This window comes from Paenibacillus xylanilyticus (genome assembly GCF_047246825.1).
Classification (GTDB): domain Bacteria; phylum Bacillota; class Bacilli; order Paenibacillales; family Paenibacillaceae; genus Paenibacillus; species Paenibacillus xylanilyticus_B.
Genome location: NZ_JBFOLB010000003.1, coordinates 667,723 through 688,192, shown reverse-complemented (window position 1 = coordinate 688,192; position 20,470 = coordinate 667,723). Strand labels below are relative to the sequence as shown.

Here is a 20,470-nt window from a genome sequence, read left to right as displayed (position 1 = left end):
CTGTAATTCACTTAAAAGGGGGATTTGATTTTGAACGTAATTAGCAAAAAGGTATACGCTCTAACGCTGACCATGGCGATGTCGATCGCTCTGATTCAGCCTGCAGTCCAGGCAGCAGAAGCAAGCAAGCTTACAGCGGCTGTTGCTGAAGCGATAACTTCGAAGGCAGCGCAGACACTACAGCAACTGGGATACATAGATGGTATAACCGATGGAATGAAGGAATCACAGACACCAATAACGCGTGCTCAGGCTGCCATCATCTTACAACGTGTACTTAAACTTGATGCACCTGCCTCTCTTACCGGCTTTGCCGATGTTCTGGCCCAAGACGAAGCCGCACCAGCAATCTATGCATTAAAGCAGAGTGGCCTCATTCAGGGACAAGCCAAGGGCTACGCTCCCGATGCACCGCTCACACGCGCACAGCTGGCATCATTATTTACCCGGGCATTTGAATTGAAGGATAACGGAATTCAGGTTGTATATAGTGATATGAAACAGATTCCGGCAGTACATGCCGAGGACGCGGTCCGTCTCAAGCAGCATTTTATTATTGAAGGCAGCGCATTTAATGCCAAAGGTACAGTAACTCATGGTGAGTTTGCTGAAGCGTTGTATCTGGCTCTTGGACTCGATGTAGCATCAGAGGGACTCACACCACTGGAGGACTTCTTCAAACAGCCTGCTCAGGCTGGATTCCAGATGTCACCGGACGGTAAACATATGGCCTACCTGGAGCCATGGAACAACCGTATGAACGTTGTGGTCAAGGAAAGTGGTGGTTCGGGCAAGCCTATACGGATCACCAACGAGACGGAACGAAGCATTGCTGCCTTTGTGTGGGCAACTGATGATAAATTGCTCTATGTGAAGGATGAGGCGGGAGACGAAAATTATCATATTTTTGTTACCGATATTGATGGCAAGAACAGTAAAGACCTTACGCCATACCCCAATACAAGAGCAATGATGGTAGATCCCCTGGAGAGTATTCCAGATGAGATTCTCGTCAGTATGAACAAACGTGATCCTCGGATCTTCGATGTATACCGCATCAACATCAAGACAGGTGAAGCTGTGCTTGCAGCAGAAAATCCAGGAAATATTACCGGCTGGCTGACTGATCACGAAGGCAAAATTCGTGTGGCTGTGTCCAGTGATGGTAATGTGTCTTCGTTAATATACCGTGATTCGGAGGATAAACCGTTCGAGCCGCTGCTGACGACAGAGCTTGGAGATACGTTTACTCCACTGATGTTCACCTATGACAACAAAAATATCTATGCGGCATCCAATTTGGATCGGGATAAAACAGCTATCGTGGAATTCAGCCCTAGTACGAAGAAAGTAATCAAAACCATTTACGAGAATAAAGATGTGGACGTAAGCAGCTTTGTACCTTCCAAAGAGAAGGGGACGATTCTTGCTGCTGTTTATGAGACAGATAAAGTAAACTACGAATTCTTTGACGATGAGTTCAAAACGTTAATGCAGGATCTTCAAGCCAAAGTTCCCGGCAAGGAAGTTAGCATTTCCAACATGAGTGAAGAAGGCCAGGTACTGTTTGTTGCCTATAGTGACAAATCGATGGGCACCTATTATTTCTATGATTCGAAAACAGGTAAACTCGATAAACTGGCTGATGCTGCACCATGGATTGATGAGAGTAAGATGTCTGACATGAAACCTGTGACCTATACGTCACGTGACGGTTTAACGCTTCATGGTTACCTGACACTGCCTAACGGGGCGAAGGCTTCCGGGTTACCACTCGTTGTTGTTCCACATGGCGGCCCATGGGCTCGAGATTCATGGGGGTTTAGTCCGGAAATCCAATTTCTTGCCAGCCGTGGCTATGCTGTACTGCAGGTGAATTTCCGCGGCTCCACGGGGTATGGCAAAGAGTTTCTGAATGCAGGCAATAAAGAGTGGGGTAAAGCGATGCAGGATGATCTCACTGACGGAGTAAACTGGCTGGTTAAAGAAGGAACAGTCGATCCTGAACGTGTAGCCATTTATGGTGGATCTTATGGTGGTTATGCCGCATTGGCGGGACTGGCGTTCACACCAGATGTATATGCTGCAGGAATCAGCTATGTGGGGCCTTCCAATTTGTTCACCTTGCTGGATTCACTTCCGCCATACTGGGAATCCGAGCGCAATATGTTCTATGAGCGCATGGGTGATCCGGTGAAAGACAAGGAGCTGCTGACTGCTGCCTCACCACTATTCCACATCGATCAGATGAAAGCCCCGTTGTTCGTCGTACAGGGTGCGAATGACCCACGGGTAAAACAGGCAGAGTCCGATCAGATCGTGGAAGCACTGCGCGAACGTGGTGTGGATGTGCCTTATATGTTAAAAGCGAACGAAGGCCATGGCTTTGCAAATGTCGAGAATCAGCTTGACTTGTATCGGGCGATTGAGAAATTCCTGAATCGTCATTTGATGCAGTAGGACTAGACAAGGCCAATCGGTTATCTAAGCAGTATATAGGTTTGTAATGCTCGGCTGTCCTCCGGTTAGACCAGACTGGGGGGCAGCTTTTATCAATTGTTTAGGCTAAAAGGGAAGGCTAGATCATATTAATGAATTGACATATGGAATGCATTTGCTTTAAAATGACCAGTGAGTCATTACAGTCCGAAGTTGTTTATATACATGTATTATCCCAACTCTACGCTGGGCAATTGTGAACGGATCGGGGAGGTAACAGAGATGCAGAAACAAATGAAATGGCCGCTCATTTTATTTGCAATTGGGGTATTTATGGCTGCGCTCGATAATGGCATTATCACGTCGTCACTGACGACCCTGAATGCTTCATTTGGGGTGTCACCGACGTGGGGAGCATGGACAATCACCCTCTATACGTTGGGCCTTGCGGTGAGTGTACCGATTGCAGGCAAGCTGTCCGACCGTTATGGACGCAAGAAGCTGTTTTTAATTGAAGTAGCATTGTTCGGAATAGGCTCCTTGCTTGTCGCACTGAGCCCATCGTTTAGCTTTTTCCTGATTGCGCGTGTCATTCAGGCGCTCGGCGGTGGCGGGATCTTTATCATTGCCAGTTCGTATGTGCTAAGCAAGTTTCCCGCCGAACGTCAGGGCACAGCCTTGGGTCTGCTCGGAGGCATGAATGGGGTTGCTGCCATTCTGGGTCCGAACATTGGTGCATTTATTTTAGATCTTACGGGAAACTGGCACTGGCTATTCCTCATTAATGTGCCGATCGCCATCCTATTATTTATTGCGGGCATTCGATTCATCCATGAAGAACAGGAGTTGAACCGTGCAGCTGTGGACTGGAGCGGTATTACCGTTCTCACCCTGGGTGTACTCAGTCTGATGTACAGCTTCAGTAATCTGGATGGTGTAGATATGCTGCAAAGTCTCGCTTCACCCATGTTTTATGGTTTCTTTCTGGCAGGTGTGATCATCCTGGTCATCTTTTACTTTTTGGAAAAAAGATTGGAAGGGTCACAGCGTGAACCTGTGGTTTCCACTCAACTTCTTGGCATTGCATCCTTTCGATGGACGCTGCTGATTGCCTTTTTCTCCGGAGCCATTCTGGCCTCGGTGATCTTCATTCCAGGATTCGTGGAGCAATACCTCGGTGTATCAAGTACAGCCTCAGGCTATTGGTTCACACCGCTTGCTCTGGCTTCAGGAATTGGTGCAGGTGGTGGTGGTTACCTGGTTGACCGCAAAGGACCCATCTGGACGTTATCCGTCGCTGGTATTCTTTCTGCTATCGGGTTCCTGCTGTTCCCGCTATGGGTAGAGCATATCTGGCAGTTTGTCATTGCGAGTATACTCGTGGGAATCGGCTTTGGCATGATGCTGGGGGCACCGGTTAACGTGCTTGTCACGGAACAGGCGGGCGAGAACAACAAAGGAATAGCGATAGCCACCAGTTCCCTATTCCGCCAAATGGCTATGGCGATTGCGCCTACCATCTTCGCAGGATTTCTCGCCCGCTCGTTCTCCAACTTGGGTTCCAATATTCAGACAGGGCTTGCCGATCAGGGGATTCAGGTACCGCCAGAAGCGCTTCAGCAGTATGCATCTGGAGCAGGCGGAGCTTCGGGAAGTGATGTCACGAGTCTGACGGAAGGAATGTCTCAAATTCCCGACCCGGGTATCCGGGATGTGCTTCTCGAGGCCGTTCATCAAACGACGGGGCAAGGCTACAACGGGCTGTTCTGGTCTGCCGTTATTTTCAGCGTGCTGACGCTGGCAGCAGCCTTGATCACTGGGCGTTTGCGTAGAAGAGAGAGAAACAAAGATTTAAATACAGTATCCACCAATTGACCCGATAAAATAGATATACGTATAATCTGAAGAGAACAGCCTGCCTTTGATCGAGCCAAAAGGAAGTGCTGTTCTTTTCAATTTAACCGTATTGTAACTTTTCGTCCTGTAGCAATGTTTAAAATAGAACGAGCATGAGCGTTGCTCCTGTCCGAGATAGAGAAAAGTTCAGAGAGCACCGTGTCATAAGCAGTTCCAGACGTTTAATGGTATGTAGTATCGAATTTCATTTTGACAGTGAAGAAGGAATCGATGAATGAAAAGCAGAACTAAAGAAAAGAAGAAGAAAAGAAGAAAAGGCATATATATAACTCTCGTGTCGCTCGTTGTTTTGTTGATTGGCGGGTATTTGTTTCGCCAGCAGCTGGCTGTAGCTGCATTTGATCTGTTCCTGGCAGGCTCCGTAGAGGGCCAGTTATCGAAGTCGTATGTTCCACAAGAGGGTAATAAAACGCCTGATCCGACCGTTTATCGCAAAGAGCCATTTTCTGTTCTGCTGCTCGGTTCAGACAAACGTGCTTACGAGAAAACACGTGGCCGCTCGGATACGGTGATTTATGCCGTCGTCAGGCCAAAGGAATCGCGCGTATTGCTCGTATCCATCCCTCGTGACACTTATGTACAGATTGTTGGACGTGATGCCGACAAGGATGGCGTAGATGATTATGACAAGCTCGCGCATGCCTACGCTTTCGGAGGGGAGAATATGTCCATCAACACGGTGGAGAAGTTCCTTGATGCGGATGTAGGCTATTATGCAACGATTAATTTTGACGGAATCAAAAAGGTCGTTGATGCACTTGGTGGTATTAAGCTGCCGATTGAAGAGGACATCGTAAACAAGGATCCCAATCATGTGCAGTTCACGATTGAAGGCGGAAAGCCGATCTATGACGGCCAGGAAGCCCTGTATTATGTAAGATACCGCGAAGACAGCGATTTTAATCGTACTAAACGGCAGCAGATTTTCCTGAACGCCATGGCGAATGAAATGCTTAGTTTGAATCAGATCACCAAGATCCCGGAATTGATTCAGATCATGGGAGAGAATTTCCAGACGGATATGCAGCCATCTTTTATTACGGATTTGGCCAAACAGGTCATGACTCAGGATAAGCCACAAATATCGAGCTTCACCATTCTCGGAGAGGGAATGCGGAAAGACGGCATCTATTACGGTCAAGCGGATGAGAAGGATGTCCAATATGCCAAAGAGCTGATTAACAACTGGATGGATCAATCGACCCCAGCCGGTGAAGTCATGATTCCCGACCGGCAAGCGATCGAATAATCAATTCCATACAGGCGCTGTATGCATGACAACAATCAGCAGTACGTTTATGAGCGGGCTGCTGTTTTTTTCATTGGAAAGGCGATTTCAACCTTTTGGAACATCTTGCGTTTTGATCCGTATAATATAAGTTGAGGCATGATTTGAACGAGAAATACACAAGGAGGATACGTAAGGGTATGAACATCGCATTTTTTTTGCTGCCTAAGCAAGAGGTTACTTGTGTAACGTCGGATTCTACTCTGCGGCAAACGTTGGAACGGATGGAATATCACCGGTTTACGGCGGTACCCATTTTGAATAAGGAAGGCAAGTATATAGGAACGGTGACCGAAGGTGATCTGCTGTGGTATATGAAGAATGCTGAGGGAAAGATCACATTTGAAAACGCTTCAAAATTTTTGCTCAAAGATGTGCCTCTTCGTCTCGACATTAAGCCTGTATCTATTGACGCCAACATGGAAGACTTAATCAATCTGGCCAAGGTCCAGAACTTTGTACCTGTAGTTGATGATATGGATCGATTTATCGGAATTGTGCGGCGCAGTCAGATCATTGAGTATTGTGAAGGTATTGTGTCCAAAGAATCCATGAAGGCCAAATAAGCCCTTTTGAAATGAAATTAAGGTTGAGTGAACGCGGATAATCAGAGCCTCTCAGTATCATGTTAAGCAAGAGGAATGCATAAGAAGAGCGGGCAGGTTCCTGCCATGGGGGATGATTTTGTGGACCCCCTTTTTATGCTATAATGGAGAATAAAGCTTTTTCGGGGAGAGTGACTTTCGCCAATATGCCTAAAGAACTGGATGTAGCCAAACGCGCTAAAGTGATTGAATGGCTGAAAACCGAAGTACTTGACCAGGTATCCCGATTGTTCAAAGCATTGTGGGAAGGCAGTACCTCCCGAATCGGGGACAGTCTCGCCAGTCTGATGATGAGTAGTTACATATTGGGCCGCAGGCTCGGTATTCCTTTCAAGGATCTGGATGCATTGTTAATTGAGAAGTTGAAAAAGCACAAATCGGAAGGTCACCAGCTTGAAGACTGGTACCAGGATATATCCGCGCTAGAAGATCATATGCGTAAGAGGTGAATTTGTTGAAATTTAGCTTTAAGTCAGCCGTCTGGAGTGCGGTTTATCTGCTCTTGCTGCTTTCGCTGTTAACTCCTTTATCGGTTCTCGCCATATTTTTCATGATGGTACCCGGCGTTATTTTGTATGCTTCCTTATCTGTAAAATCGTTTATATGGCACCTTGTTCCGGTAGCGGTCATATTAGTTGTGTTTCATCCGATTTATCTATTGCTGTTACTGCTGTTTACCCTGCCTGCAATCATTATGGGTAATGCGTATAAGAAAAGGAAATCAGCCTTGTTCGCATTATTGTCGGGTACCGGGGCCATGCTGGCAGAGTACCTGCTGCTCTTACTGATCGGAAGTGTCATCTTCCAATTCGATCTGTCGAGTTACATTGATGATGTGGTTAGACTTACGATTGAACCACTCTCGAATACATCCAACCAAATGGTCAATGGGTTTGTGTGGACGCCTGAAATGACCCAGGATGTGGCTAGGCAGACACAGCTCATGATTCCGTTTGCTTTGGTCGTGACATCGATGGTGATGTCGCTTATCACGCATGTTATTGCTCGTCCTATTTTGAATGTGATGGGTGTAACCGTATCGAAGCTGCCGCCTGCACGCGAATGGCGTATGCCCCGTGCCCTGATCTGGTATTATTTCCTGGCACTGCTCTTCGAGGTCATCTCCAGACAGAGTGACGGAACGTACTGGACCATGATTGCGATGAATTTGTCGCCCCTGATCAATCTGGGCTTCATGATTCAAGCCATCGGATTCTTCTTCTTTTTGGCACATGCGAAGAAGTGGAATCCGGTTATACCGTATTTGCTGGCGGTTGCGGTCTTCTTCATTGGGCCGCTTCGGATTATCGGGATTATCGATCTGGCGTTCCCGCTTCGCGAGGCAATATCGAGACCAAAACGATAGGGTGATCAGTCATGCCTAAATTTCTGAAGAAACGCTGGCACGGCTACTATACCGTATGGGCGTTCATACTGCTGCTTCTGCTTGTTATGTTCGTAACCATCTATAACTGGGCGCTTGGTTTGATTAGTCTGATACTGGCTTCGGCGCTGGGAATCGTCATGATAAAGGCGGAGCTGGCGTTCCGCCGTGAGCTTAACGACTACATTAACGGCCTATCCATTCGGATTAAACGAATGGAGGGGGAAGCGATCAGCATGCTCCCGTTCGGTATTGTGCTGTACAGCGAGGATCGTACGGTAGAGTGGCACAACCGCTTCGTCGGGGAGATGTTTCAGGAAAAAACAATGGTAGGCAATCCGCTGCAGAATCTTTTCCCAAAACTTCCTCAGCCCAAAGAAAAAAAGGATGGAACCAAGGAACCGGCCAAGGAACTTCATGACGAGTTCCAGTTGGATGACCGGTTTTATGGCGTTATCCATAATCCGCAGGAGCGGTATGTATATGTTTACGAGATCACGGAGCTCGCAATTCTGCGCGACAAATATGAAAATGAACGCATTGCACTGGGGATTCTGGTGCTGGATAACCTGGACGAGGCAGCACAAGGGATGGATGATCAGCAGCGGACTGCGCTTATCGCGCGTGTAACGAGCGAGATTACGTCCTGGGCGAAAAGATATGAAGTGTATTTACGCCGTCTTTCTTCGGACCGCTATCTAATGATGCTGAATCATAAGTCGCTGCAGGAGCTGGAACAGAGCCGTTTTGTCATTCTGGATGAAGTGCGGGAAATGACGGCAGATCTCAAAGTTCCGATGACGCTAAGTATTGGACTCGCATTTGGTTCGGATACCATCAGTGAGATGGGAGAGCTGGCACAGTCGAGTTTGGATATGGCGCTTGGACGTGGTGGCGATCAGGCTGCTGTGAAGTCGGGGCAGCGCCTGTCCTTCTATGGCGGGAAATCCAATGCCGTGGAGAAACGCACACGGGTTAGAGCCCGGGTTATCGCCCACGCTTTGCGTGATTTGATGCAGGAGAGCGATCGAGTGCTCATCATGGGACACAAAATGCCTGACATGGACGCAATCGGTGCCTCCATCGGGGTATGGAAGGCTGCCAGCTTATACAATGTAGAGGCACGCATTGTGCTTGATGGACCCAACCCGTCCATTGAACGAATGATGGAACAGGTGAACAAGGATGAGAAATTGTCCAAAGCCTTTGTATCACCGGAGCAGGCAACCCAGATGATGACCGAGCATACGTTGCTTGTTGTTGTGGATACCCACAAGGCTTCGATGACCATGGAGCCAAAGCTTGTGCAATCGGCGACTCGCGTTGTGGTGGTGGATCACCATCGCCGCGGGGAAGAATTTATTAACGATGCAGTATTAATTTACTTGGAGCCGTACGCTTCTTCTGCGGCAGAGCTTGTGACTGAGCTCCTGCAATATATTCATGACAAGGTACAATTTACTCCGCTTGAAGCAACGGCTTTGCTTGCCGGGATTACCGTGGATACGAAGCATTTTGCACTGCATACCGGATCCAGGACATTTGAGGCTGCAGGATTCCTGCGTCGCAGTGGTGCAGACACCATAATGATCCAGCGTCTCATGAAAGAGGATTTGTCAGAATATATTGCTAAGGCAGAAATCATAAAGCATGCTAAAATGGTATACGGGAACATTGCGCTGGCGGTCACGGACCCTGGCAGCAAGATTTCACAGATGATGATCGCCCAAGTGGCGGACACATTGCTGAACATGACTGATGTTGTCGCTTCGTTTGTTATTAGCGAGCGACCGGATGGACTGATTGGCATCAGCGCGAGATCGCTGGGGCGCATGAATGTTCAGGTCGTCATGGAACGACTGGGCGGCGGCGGACATTTAACCAATGCTGCCGTGCAGTTGGAAGGAACGCTTGGAGAGGCAGAAAAACGGCTGATGGACGTACTGGCTGAAATCGAAAAGGAAGAGGGGCTGTTCGAATGAAAGTCATTTTTATAAAAGATGTAAAAGGTCAGGGAAAAAAAGGACAAGTGAAGGAAGTATCCGAGGGATACGCACAGAATTTCCTTCTGCCACGGGGAATGGCACGTCCGGCTACGGATGGCAACATGAAGACACTGGACAACCAGAATGCAGCTGAAGAAAGACGCAAGCAGGAAGAGAAAGCAGAAGCGGAAGCACTCGGCAAAAAGCTGGAAGCAGAAGTGACTGAACTGAAAGCAAAATCCGGCGAAGGCGGCCGACTGTTCGGTGCAATCACAAGCAAACAAATCGCAGAGGCTCTGGCAGCAAAAGGGCTGAAAGTCGACAAGCGCAAAATTGAGCTGGACGAGCCTATTCGTACACTCGGTGTAACGCAAGTAACCGTCAAGGTTCACCCTGAAGTGAAGGCTACCTTGAAGGTACAGGTAACGGAGGAGTAAGATGGGCGGCGAAATGTTATTCGACCGGATTCCCCCGCAGAACCTGGAAGCCGAACAGGCGGTGCTGGGTGCAATCCTGTTGCAGGGCGAGGCCCTGATTACAGCGATGGAACGGGTGCAAACCGAGGATTTCTATGATAAGCCCCATCAATTGATCTTTGAGGCGATGATTCAGCTTGGCGAGGAAAATCAGCCGATTGACCTTGTGACATTGACTTCGCGTCTGAAGGATAAAGGCGAGCTGGAGGATATCGGCGGCGTCAGTTATTTGGCGAAGCTGGCTCATGGTGTACCGACAGCTGCCAACGTGGATTATTACGCACAGATTATTGAAGAAAAATCAATGCTGCGGCGTTTGATCCGTACAGCTACACAAATCGTCAGCGAAGGATATACCGGCGGCGAAGATGTTGCAGCGATGCTTGGTGAAGCGGAACGCCGCATTCTGGAGATTTCCAACCGACGGTCCAGTAGTGGCTTTATAGCCATTCAGGATGTATTGATGGAAGTATTCGATCGTGTAGAGACACTGCATCAGAATCGGGGCACCACAACCGGTATTCCGTCCGGGTTTATCGATCTGGACAAAATGACCGCGGGATTCCAACGGAGCGACTTGATTATTGTAGCTGCACGTCCTTCCGTAGGGAAGACGGCCTTCGCCTTGAACATCGCGCAGAACGTAGCCATTCGGGCGCAGGAGACGGTTGCGATATTCAGTCTCGAGATGTCAGCCGCACAGCTCGTTCAGCGTATGATCTGTGCCGAGGCAAACCTGGATGCGGGTGTCATGCGGATGGGTGATTTCAAAGGTGATGAAGATTGGCAGAAGCTGACGATGGGCATTGCGGCCCTGAACGAAGCGAACATTTTCATCGATGATACGCCAGGGATTACAGTAGCGGATATCCGTGCCAAATGCCGTCGTCTCAAGAAAGAAAAAGGCCTTGGCATGATACTGATTGATTACCTCCAACTGATCAGTGGTCGTGGCAAAGCAGGCGAGAACCGTCAGCAGGAAGTATCGGAAATCTCGCGTACCCTGAAACAGATTGGCCGGGAACTGGAAGTTCCGGTTATTGCCCTGTCCCAGCTGAGCCGGGGTGTAGAGCAGCGTCAGGATAAACGTCCGATGATGAGTGACTTGCGGGAATCGGGTTCGATCGAGCAAGATGCCGATATCGTAGCGTTTCTGTACCGGGATGACTACTATAACCAGGAAACCGAGAAGAAAAATATTATCGAGATTATTATCGCCAAACAGCGTAATGGTCCGGTAGGCACGGTTGAGCTGGTGTTCCTCAAAAACTTCAATAAGTTCGTTAACTATGAGAGGGCGCATAATGATGCCTTTGCTATGTAAAAGATAGATTCAATATCTTTTGTTAGATCGTAGAGAAGAATTTGCTATCATCAATAACTAGTTGATATAAACTTATAAATAGGTTGGAAATACGATATATGGAGCCTGAGCTCCAATCGTGCAATCAAACCGGGGTTAGCCGTCAAGCAAGATTTGATGGCTGCGCCGGTTTTTTGCGTCGAAATATAGGGTCAATTCCGAACATTAGAGTATGGCTATTACCAATTGTTCGCCATTTCATTTGACTTTGAAAAAGGGGACTGGTACACTAGAACTGCTGCGTTAAAGCAGCGAAAACCTTCCTTTCAATGTAACACGGGGGGAGATTTTCACTGTCCGTTAGCACGCTTCTCCGCCGGTATTTTCACTTCAAATTCCTGCCGAGATAGAGGACGGACAGACCAATACAAAGGTGCGCAAGGCACCCACGGAGGTATGTACGATGTCAACGGTAGTTGTAGTGGGAACGCAATGGGGAGACGAAGGTAAAGGTAAGATTACGGATTATTTGGCTGAAAGCGCAGACGTGGTCGCTCGTTACCAAGGTGGTAATAACGCAGGACACACGATTCTGATCGACAACAAAAAATATAAACTGACGATGATTCCATCGGGTATCTTCTACACGGATAAAGCTTGTGTAATCGGTAACGGTATGGTTATCAACCCGAAGGCACTTATTGAAGAAATTAACTATATTCATGATAATGATTTTACAACGAAAAACCTGTCCATCAGTGAACGTGCACATATCATCCTGCCATACCACATGGTTTTGGATGCACTGGAAGAAGAGAGCAAAGGTCCAAACAAAATCGGTACAACCGGCAAAGGGATTGGCCCGGCTTACATGGACAAATCGGCTCGGACAGGCATTCGGATGGTTGACCTGCTTGATGCGGAAGAGTTCGAACTGAAACTGCGCCATCTGGTAAAAGAAAAGAACCGCATTATCGAGCAAGTCTATGGCGGTGAGCCTGTAGATGTAGAGGAAATTCTGAAAGATTACCTGGGATATGCGGAAATTCTGCGTCCTTACGTGCGTGATACTTCGGTTGTGCTCAACGACTACATTGATGAGGACAAAAAAGTATTGTTTGAGGGTGCACAAGGTGTGATGTTGGACCTTGACCAAGGAACGTATCCATATGTTACTTCATCCAACCCATCTGCAGGTGGTGTATGTATCGGTTCCGGCGTAGGCCCTGCTCGTATTCAGCAAGTTATTGGGGTAGCGAAAGCTTACACAACACGTGTAGGAGACGGCCCATTCCCAACCGAGCTGCATGATGCAGTAGGTGACCAAATCCGTGAGACAGGACATGAGTACGGTACGGTAACCGGACGTCCGCGTCGTGTCGGTTGGTTCGACAGTGTTGTTGTTCGTCATGCTCGTCGTGTCAGCGGAATTACGGGATTGTCCCTGAACTCGCTGGACGTTATGACGGGTCTTGAAACGGTAAAAATCTGCACAGGATACAAATACCGCGGAGAGATTATCACACACTACCCAGCTAGTCTGAAAATGTTGGCTGAATGTGAAGCGGTATACGAAGAGATGCCTGGCTGGAGTGAAGATATCACTGGAGCGAAGAAACTCGAAGATCTGCCTGTGAACACACAGAACTATGTGAAACGTGTTTCCGAGCTGACAGGCATTCCAATTGCCATCTTCTCCGTAGGTCGTAACCGTGAACAAACGAACCAAGTTCTTCCAATCTACGTGTAACGTAGAGTTGATTCATAGAACCCCAGTTGTCGCCTGAATAGCGATGACTGGGGTTTTTCGCATATCTCCTGATATAATCCCGAGATTTCCGTCAATACTGATTAACAGTATAGTCACGACCTGGCGTGCTCACTGCAGGCAGGTTGGAAAATCGGAGGAGGAGAACAGGGATGAAGTTGTTTCAATGGTTTGTCAAAATCGTACTTACCGTCATGCTGGTTAGTTCATTGACCTTGCTGACGACCGGATTAATTGTACAGTCATATGTTAAATCGCTGCTGGCGAGTTTCAATATTGAGTGGGAAGGTCAGCCGCTGGGGTTAACAGCCATGTTCCAGGGTGCCTTGGGTGGCAAAGCGAGCGAGGAGAACAAACCCGGATCAGGAACAACCGATCAGCCGGCCGGAGCCGAAGAAGAAGAGGTTCCAGAGGACGCCATTTCGGTGATGGGGAATGGAACAGACAGTAATGGTACAGGCATCGGAAATGGTGCATCTAATACAGATAACGCTTCAAATGAAGCAGAGGGATCTGTCTCTGCGGGTGGAAACGAGAGCAATAGCACGGGCACAAACAGCGTAGACGCAAACACCAATAAGCCTTCAGAAGGTGTTACCGAGAGTGGGAGTAGTACAGCTGCTGGCAATGGTACAAGCGAAAGCTCCAGCGATTCTGCTTCTTCAGGCAATGATGCGATTGTGGTATCACCAGATGATATTACGGGAACAAAAGACAAGCTGCCACTGGAGGAAAAGGAGAAGATCTTCAGTCTGCTTATGGCCAAGCTGCCCCAAAATGAAATGCAGCAAATCTCGGGTGCCATGGAAGATGGCCTGACCGAGCAGGAATTACGTGACATTGAACAGGTGATTTCCAAGTATCTGACCAGTGAGGAATACGATAACCTGATGGAAGTACTCCAAGCCGAATAAGAGATAGTCACGAATACTCATTAAAGTGAGTTAATATTGCTCCAGCAATCTCATGCTAAGAGACTAAGAGAGCAATCGAGTTCATCTACCTATTTCATGTTTACAAAATCCCTTACTGGAGAACATCTGGTGAGGGATTTTTGATTGTGTTTTTATGAAAATAATTTCACCTTATTGTGGGTCTTAGAACCTAGTCTTAAAACTAGATCGAAACTACATAGTATACCTGAATCGGAGGCATAATGGGTAAGAATATTTCACTGCCATGTTATGGATAATACAGGAAAACCAAGCGGGGCGTGGCTTTAAGCTATGACGCCTAGAGTTGAAAAGAGTGTAAAACCTGTGTTAAAGTATACGGGTGTGATAAAAGGTTAAAATTTTGACACTTTTATGAGCGCAGCTAAAGTCCTGATTTGCGGACACCCAGATACAAAATATCGACAAACATGAGACAGACACGGATGGGTGTGTCTTGACAGAAATGCGAACTGAGAAGTGCTGAAAAGGAGAGAATCATGAAAGGTTTCAGAGGCATACGCCAACCGGGCAAAAACCGGGTACACGAACAATCCGGAGAACACCGGACGGCCGAAGACAAAAACAACATGAGCATGTCCAACTTCAGTGTGAATAAAAAGCGCGTTCTGGCCTCGCGTAAATGGATCATAACAGCGGCATGCGGTGTGTTCATCGCTGCATCGATCGGATTCGCAGGCAAGCAATACGTTGCTGCAAACACGGTTCCCTATTACAAGGTAATGGTCAAAGGGAACGAGATTGGAAGCATTACGGATGAAGCGCAGCTCCAGAAACTATTTGCAGACAAAACCGAGGAATACCAAAATAAATATCCTGAAGCGGAAATGGTGCTGAACACAGATGGCATTACGACCGAAACGGTAAAAGCGTACAAGCCTGAAGTGAACAGCGAAGAGACGTTGGGCAAACTGGATGACATGCTGACTGCATATGCAAAAGGTGTGGAACTCAAGGTCGATGGCGAAGTTATTGGCATTGTGAAAGACCAGGCAACAGCAGATGCCATTCTGGAACAGGTGCAAAACAAATACATATCGGCATCGGCTGTGCGCAGTTCGCTCAAGACGAAGTCGGTATCGGCTAACTCATCCAGCAAAGCGGAAGGGCCAAGCACAACGCTGAAGTCGGTGGACATCAAGGAAGATGTGGCGACAGAGGCAGTCAAAGCGGATCCAAACAAAATATGGGATGTATCCGAGGCGGTTAAAGCTTTAACCGTTGGTAAAGATGCGCCCGTAACTTATGTGGTGCGTGAAGGAGATACGATCTCTTCCATCGCGGCAAAGTATGAGATTACACAAAGCGAGATCCGCGCAAACAATCCGGGCATCAAGGAAACGTCGCTGCAAATCGGGGACGAACTTACGCTGACCGTGCCAAAACCGGCAGTTACGGTGAAGTCGGTTGAGCAGGTCGTGGAACAAATCGAGATTAAACCACAGGTGGAAGTACGGAAGAGTGCTGAGTTAAAAGCGGGCACAACGAAAGTGGTACGTCCTGGACAAAGCGGATTAAAGAGTATGCAATATCGTGTAACCAAGGAAAATGGTGAAGTCATCAAGGAAGAATGGCTGGGCCAGGAAGTGATCAAGGCAGCTGTTACGGAAGTGGTGCTGAGCGGAACCAAAGTAGTCGGTGAGGGTACAGGCGAATTTGCCTGGCCGGTATCGAACGCAACCATGAGCAGCAGCTTCGGACAACGCTGGGGTCGTCAGCACAAAGGTGTCGACCTGGTAGGTAACCGGGATGTAAAATCTGCCGATGAAGGCGTGGTTACTTTTGCAGGACAGAAGAGCGGGTATGGCAATGTCATTATCATTAACCATCGTAACGGATATGAAACACTGTATGGCCACCTCGATAGCATTGGCGTGAAGGTTGGACAAGTGGTTGAAAAAGGTGAGAGCATCGGCGTTATGGGCAACACGGGTCGTTCGACCGGAACGCATCTGCATTTCGAGATTATCAAGAACGGAACGCCAGAGAATCCAATGACTTACCTCAATTAAATACAAGTAATCAGGAGCAAGGTTGGCTGAGATGCCGGCCTTGTTTTTTCATTCTGTAAAATATTTTCAATTTGTAGCATTTGGATCGATGGATCGGGATGTGACTGTCCTTCAGGTATGTTAAACTATAAAGTAAAGGTACCATTACAGATCAAATAGTTAGAGTTATATTTCTATATAAGATCGTTCAAAAAGAGATAAAGACCGCTAGAGCGGATCAAGCAGGATATAGGGGTGAATACAGCCGATGCAGGGGAAGATTTTGGTGGTGGACGATGAACAGCCCATTGCGGACATTCTGAAATTTAATTTGGAAAAAGAGGGGTACGAGGTCATCTGCGCTTTTGATGGCATTCGTGCAGTTGAACTGGCATTATCCGAGAAACCGGATCTGATGCTGCTGGACTTGATGCTGCCGGGTAAAGACGGCATGGATGTGTGCCGCGAGGTACGGGCTCATCTGGAGATGCCGATCATTATGCTGACGGCAAAGGACGGAGAGATCGACAAAGTGCTCGGGCTGGAACTGGGTGCGGACGATTATGTGACGAAGCCTTTCAGTACACGCGAGCTGCTCGCACGGGTAAAGGCTCAGATGCGCAGACGGCAAAAGCCTGCGATGATCGCCGAAGCACCGGAGGACGATGAGAAACAGGTCATGCGGCTGTTCGATCTGGCATTTGATATGGACATGTATACAGCTTACAAAGGCGGTGAACCGCTCGATCTGACTCACCGCGAGTACGAGCTCCTCTATTATATGGCGAAGAACTCGGGCAAAGTCATGACACGGGAACATCTGCTGCAGGCAGTATGGGGGTATGAATATTTCGGGGATGTACGTACCGTGGATGTCACGATCCGTCGTCTGCGCGAGAAGATTGAGGAGAATCCGAGCAAACCGGAAACGATTCTGACTCGCCGCGGGCTGGGTTATCTCGTGCGCAGTCCCAAAAGCGTGGGGATATAATGGGGCGTTTCTCGCGATTTTCGTTCTTCCGAACGATTCAGGCGAAACTGATTATTATCTATGTACTGCTGATTCTGATTGCGATGCAACTGATCGGCGTTTATTTTGTAAGTGCGATGAAGAATTCCTTAACGAGCAACTTCACTGAGGATTTACAGGCAAGAGCGGAGATGCTGTCTGTTCTCGTGGGTGAGACCATGACCGGCGGAGAAGCGGAGGCTGGTGAGGACAAAACGGAAAATCTGCGCGTACTGGTGAACAACCTGTTCAACATTAACGGTGCCGAGATTCAGGTACTTGATGCCAGTGGCAAAGTGCTAACCACTTCCTTAAGTTCACATTCCGATTATGTGGGTCGCAAAAATACCCAGACCGTTGTCAGCCGTGCGCTGCAAGGCATCCGGGATAACGAGGAATACATTGTAGACGAGGACAATGTCCGCAAAAAGGTCGTTGCCAAGCCGGTCATGTCCGGCGGCAAGATCATCGGCGCGGTCTACATTGCCGCCTCCATGAATGAACTGTATTCCACCATGGAGGGAATCAATAAAATCTTTATCTCCGGCATTCTGATCGCCTTGGTGTTAACCGCGGTGCTCGGCGTCATTCTGTCGCATACGATCACGCAGCCCATCAAGGAAGTCACCCGCAGGGCAACAGCGGTTGCGGAAGGCAACTTCGATCAGCAGACCCCTGTATTCGGTACGGATGAGATTGGACAGCTGAGTCGGGCGTTCAACTACATGACCAGTCGCTTGCGGGACGCTCTTTCTCAGAACGAAGAGGAGAAAGAGAAGCTGACGTCCATTTTGACGAACATGAGTGATGGTGTGGTTGCGACCGACGAGTATGGCAAAGTCATTCTGGTCAACCGCCGCGCCAGCAGCATTCTGGGTATGCGCCCTGTGGATATTGAAGGAAGGCATTTTGCCGTCCTGCTCGGTATTGATCCGGAGGATGCGGAAGCTCTTGCGAGTGGTTTTACGGGTTCAACGCTGCTGCAGATCGCACCAGCCGGACAGGAGGACCCTGTAGTCATTCGCATGACATTTACGCCGGTTCATCGTCGTGAGCTGGGTATTACCGGAACGATTGCCGTGCTTCAGGATGTCACCGAGCAGGAAGAGCTGGAGGCATCCCGGCGCGAGTTTGTTGCGAATGTATCGCATGAACTGCGTACCCCGCTGACGACGATCAAGAGTTATGCGGAAGCACTGGATGATGGAGCACTTGAAGATCCGCAGCTGGCGGGGAGATTCGTTGGCGTGATTCAGAATGAGACGGAGCGCATGATACGACTGGTTACCGATCTGCTGCATCTGTCCCGGCTCGACTCCAAGGAAGCCCTGCTGCGCAAACAGCCAACCGACATTATGGACATGCTGGAGGAGGTAACAGACCGATTCTCGTTCCAGATGCATCAGAAGGATATTCAACCCGTGTTATCGGTGGAGAATGGCATTCCTGAAGTGCCGCTCGATCGGGACCAGATTGATCAGGTTCTGGATAATGTCGTGTCCAATGCGCTGAAGTATACGCTGGAGGGCGGCACGATCACGATTGCTGCCAGACGCAGTGATGCACATACACTTGCGATCTCGGTATCGGATACGGGAATGGGAATCCCACAGCGGGATTTGGATCGTATTTTTGAACGGTTCTATCGGGTGGACAAGGCTCGCTCCCGCAGTATGGGTGGTACAGGATTAGGGCTATCCATTGCCCGGGAAATTGTCAGGGCCCATGATGGGACCATTTCTCTGGAGTCAGAGGTAGATGTGGGCACCACGGTAACATTCACACTGCCAATGCGTGAAGAAGGAGGTGAGCACCTTGAAGGAACGGATTAAATCCCTGGTGCTCGCTTCTCTCGTCGCCGCCAGTCTGGTGCAGAGTTACTTCCTGATCTATCGTTTGCCTGGTGGCGGGGATTCAATTGTGACGTCAGAGACGAACTATGTGAAGACCGAAAACATGGGTCAGGAGCGCGATATTGAAGAGCTGATCTTCCCCGATCAGATGATGATTCATCTCGGAGAGGACAAACATACCGTGTTTTACCCAGGGAATACCTTCTATCAGCTAATCTATTCACGTCTGCAAGGTCGGACATTCGATGATTTTCAGCGGCGTACCGTACAGTCCGTAAACTGGGATCAGCTCCGCAAGGGCAACCCCGGCATTGAGCTGTCGTTCAAGGAAGGCATTCCGGTTGCCCTGTTGCAGCGCGTGATGCGGCTCGGTACGGACTCCCTGTTCCAAGGGGAAACGATTAATCGGATCGCGATCTATACCGCGAAAAATGAAACGAAAGCCCATGCGCTGTTCTTCAGCGCCAAGGGTGATGTAGTCTACGAAGCAACCCAGGCCGACCTGACGGTACAGGATGTGCAGCAGCATGTCGACTTCGGTACGAACTGGACGCCATATACGTTGATGGACGGTGGATATTATATTCCGGCGGAAGCGCTGGATGCGGTTGAGGCAGATGTGCCGACAGGCCAGTTCACCGTGGAGCAGATGCAGCGCAGCCTGTTCTTCGATCCCAGCATGACCCGGAATATTCGGGAAAAGGATGGATCGGAGATTTATACGGACAGTAAACGAAGTCTGCAAGTGAAGCAGGATCAGCGCTGGATCAGCTATACTGATCCGGCGGCTCCGCCTGCAGGACAGATTGATGCGGCGAAGGACGCACTGTCTGCCGTGGATTTTGTGAATCAGCATGGCGGCTGGAAAGGCCGTTCGCGCATGATGCTGGACACTGCGGACAACAAGACGCAGCTTCAGTTCCAGCAATATTACGGCAGCTTCCCGATCATGGATTCGGTGCAGTTCCGCTTCGGCACGATCAGTATGGAGATGCAGCAAGAAACGGTGTCCAGCTATGAACGCTCGCTGGAATACCTGAATGAAGGTGCCGAGACGAAGAAGTCCGTGAAGCTGCCTGGTGGAGACAAGCTGAAGGCACTGATCCAGAAGGTAGCTGGTGAGAGCCGCCGGGTGGTGGATGTGTACCCGGCGTATCGCCCATCTACCATTGAGGGAGGCCTGAAGCTGATCCCGGTATGGGTCATCCGCTTCAGCAATGGAGAGGAGACCACCGTATCTTGATAGGTTTTTGTTAGATACCGGAGTCATTCGATATCCGAGCGAGGTGTAAGATCACACCATAACGGAGAGGGCAGAAATAACCTGGAGAAGCGAAGCGTTCGCTAAAAGCTTTCTGAAAGAAAGCTACTTCGGAAGCATACGCTACCACCGGATTTCCCCTTATAAAGGGGAGTTCGAGAAATCTGGGGGTAACAGCGATCGGAAGGTTGTTCTGACCGCGTAGTGGTCCAGTGTGAGATTAGTCGTTTTATATCAA

The 20,470-nt window shown here is 48.8% G+C and carries 15 protein-coding genes; all 15 read left to right on the top strand.

The annotated features are described in order from the left end of the window. Nucleotides 1-30 precede the first annotated feature (30 nt). Nucleotides 31-2,460: an alpha/beta fold hydrolase gene (locus tag AB3N00_RS22385; protein ID WP_413036564.1), complete on the top strand. Its 2,430-nt coding sequence runs from the start codon at nt 31-33 to the stop codon at nt 2,458-2,460. A 261-nt stretch (nt 2,461-2,721) separates the two neighbouring features. Further along, nucleotides 2,722-4,314 (top strand): MFS transporter, encoded by a 1,593-nt coding sequence (locus AB3N00_RS22380; RefSeq protein ID WP_413036563.1) that lies wholly within the window; start codon nt 2,722-2,724, stop codon nt 4,312-4,314. A 256-nt stretch (nt 4,315-4,570) separates the two neighbouring features. Then, entirely contained in the window at nt 4,571-5,605 is a 1,035-nt protein-coding gene (locus AB3N00_RS22375) for an LCP family protein (RefSeq protein ID WP_413036562.1), read from the top strand. Nucleotides 5,606-5,784: 179 nt separating this feature from the next. Beyond that, nucleotides 5,785-6,210, top strand: coding sequence for a CBS domain-containing protein (locus AB3N00_RS22370; RefSeq protein ID WP_183523079.1), 426 nt, complete (start codon nt 5,785-5,787; stop codon nt 6,208-6,210). A gap of 185 nt (nt 6,211-6,395) precedes the next feature. After that, nucleotides 6,396-6,698, top strand: a complete 303-nt coding sequence (locus AB3N00_RS22365) for a MazG-like family protein (RefSeq protein ID WP_175397097.1) — start codon at nt 6,396-6,398, stop codon at nt 6,696-6,698. A gap of 5 nt (nt 6,699-6,703) precedes the next feature. Beyond that, entirely contained in the window at nt 6,704-7,615 is a 912-nt protein-coding gene (locus AB3N00_RS22360; protein WP_175397046.1) for a DUF2232 domain-containing protein, read from the top strand. Between the two features lie 11 nt (nt 7,616-7,626). After that, a complete protein-coding gene (locus tag AB3N00_RS22355; protein WP_413036561.1) occupies nt 7,627-9,615 on the top strand; it encodes a DHH family phosphoesterase in 1,989 nt (662 codons plus the stop codon). Continuing rightward, a complete protein-coding gene (rplI, locus tag AB3N00_RS22350; RefSeq protein WP_175397044.1) occupies nt 9,612-10,055 on the top strand; it encodes a 50S ribosomal protein L9 in 444 nt (147 codons plus the stop codon). The genes AB3N00_RS22355 and rplI overlap by 4 nt, the downstream gene beginning before the upstream one ends. Before the next feature lies 1 nt (nt 10,056). Beyond that, a complete protein-coding gene (gene dnaB, locus AB3N00_RS22345) occupies nt 10,057-11,418 on the top strand; it encodes a replicative DNA helicase (RefSeq protein WP_175397043.1) in 1,362 nt (453 codons plus the stop codon). A gap of 442 nt (nt 11,419-11,860) precedes the next feature. Continuing rightward, on the top strand, nt 11,861-13,147 hold the full coding sequence (locus AB3N00_RS22340) for an adenylosuccinate synthase (protein WP_413036560.1): 1,287 nt from the start codon (nt 11,861-11,863) through the stop codon (nt 13,145-13,147). A 170-nt stretch (nt 13,148-13,317) separates the two neighbouring features. After that, nucleotides 13,318-14,079 carry a hypothetical protein gene (locus tag AB3N00_RS22335; protein WP_413036559.1) on the top strand — a complete coding sequence of 254 codons (762 nt, stop codon included), beginning with the start codon at nt 13,318-13,320 and terminating at the stop codon, nt 14,077-14,079. 518 nt (nt 14,080-14,597) lie between these two features. Further along, nucleotides 14,598-16,130, top strand: a complete 1,533-nt coding sequence (locus AB3N00_RS22330; protein ID WP_413036558.1) for a peptidoglycan DD-metalloendopeptidase family protein — start codon at nt 14,598-14,600, stop codon at nt 16,128-16,130. Between the two features lie 247 nt (nt 16,131-16,377). Continuing rightward, nucleotides 16,378-17,100, top strand: coding sequence for a response regulator YycF (yycF, locus tag AB3N00_RS22325; protein WP_413036557.1), 723 nt, complete (start codon nt 16,378-16,380; stop codon nt 17,098-17,100). Beyond that, nucleotides 17,100-18,950: a cell wall metabolism sensor histidine kinase WalK gene (walK, locus tag AB3N00_RS22320; RefSeq protein ID WP_413036556.1), complete on the top strand. Its 1,851-nt coding sequence runs from the start codon at nt 17,100-17,102 to the stop codon at nt 18,948-18,950. Before yycF ends, walK begins: the two co-directional genes overlap by 1 nt. After that, complete coding sequence (locus AB3N00_RS22315) at nt 18,934-20,214, top strand: YycH family regulatory protein (protein ID WP_413036555.1); 1,281 nt, start codon at nt 18,934-18,936, stop codon at nt 20,212-20,214. Before walK ends, AB3N00_RS22315 begins: the two co-directional genes overlap by 17 nt. The last annotated feature ends 256 nt before the right edge of the window (nt 20,215-20,470 follow it).

Coding starts and splice junctions, on each gene's coding strand:
- AB3N00_RS22380 (WP_413036563.1), top strand. CDS start 2,722: ATGCAGAAACAAATGAAATGGCCGCTCATTTTATTTGCAATTGGGGTA.
- AB3N00_RS22375 (WP_413036562.1), top strand. CDS start 4,571: ATGAAAAGCAGAACTAAAGAAAAGAAGAAGAAAAGAAGAAAAGGCATA.
- AB3N00_RS22370 (WP_183523079.1), top strand. CDS start 5,785: ATGAACATCGCATTTTTTTTGCTGCCTAAGCAAGAGGTTACTTGTGTA.
- AB3N00_RS22365 (WP_175397097.1), top strand. CDS start 6,396: ATGCCTAAAGAACTGGATGTAGCCAAACGCGCTAAAGTGATTGAATGG.
- AB3N00_RS22355 (WP_413036561.1), top strand. CDS start 7,627: ATGCCTAAATTTCTGAAGAAACGCTGGCACGGCTACTATACCGTATGG.
- rplI (WP_175397044.1), top strand. CDS start 9,612: ATGAAAGTCATTTTTATAAAAGATGTAAAAGGTCAGGGAAAAAAAGGA.
- dnaB (WP_175397043.1), top strand. CDS start 10,057: ATGGGCGGCGAAATGTTATTCGACCGGATTCCCCCGCAGAACCTGGAA.
- AB3N00_RS22340 (WP_413036560.1), top strand. CDS start 11,861: ATGTCAACGGTAGTTGTAGTGGGAACGCAATGGGGAGACGAAGGTAAA.
- AB3N00_RS22335 (WP_413036559.1), top strand. CDS start 13,318: ATGAAGTTGTTTCAATGGTTTGTCAAAATCGTACTTACCGTCATGCTG.
- AB3N00_RS22330 (WP_413036558.1), top strand. CDS start 14,598: ATGAAAGGTTTCAGAGGCATACGCCAACCGGGCAAAAACCGGGTACAC.
- yycF (WP_413036557.1), top strand. CDS start 16,378: ATGCAGGGGAAGATTTTGGTGGTGGACGATGAACAGCCCATTGCGGAC.
- walK (WP_413036556.1), top strand. CDS start 17,100: ATGGGGCGTTTCTCGCGATTTTCGTTCTTCCGAACGATTCAGGCGAAA.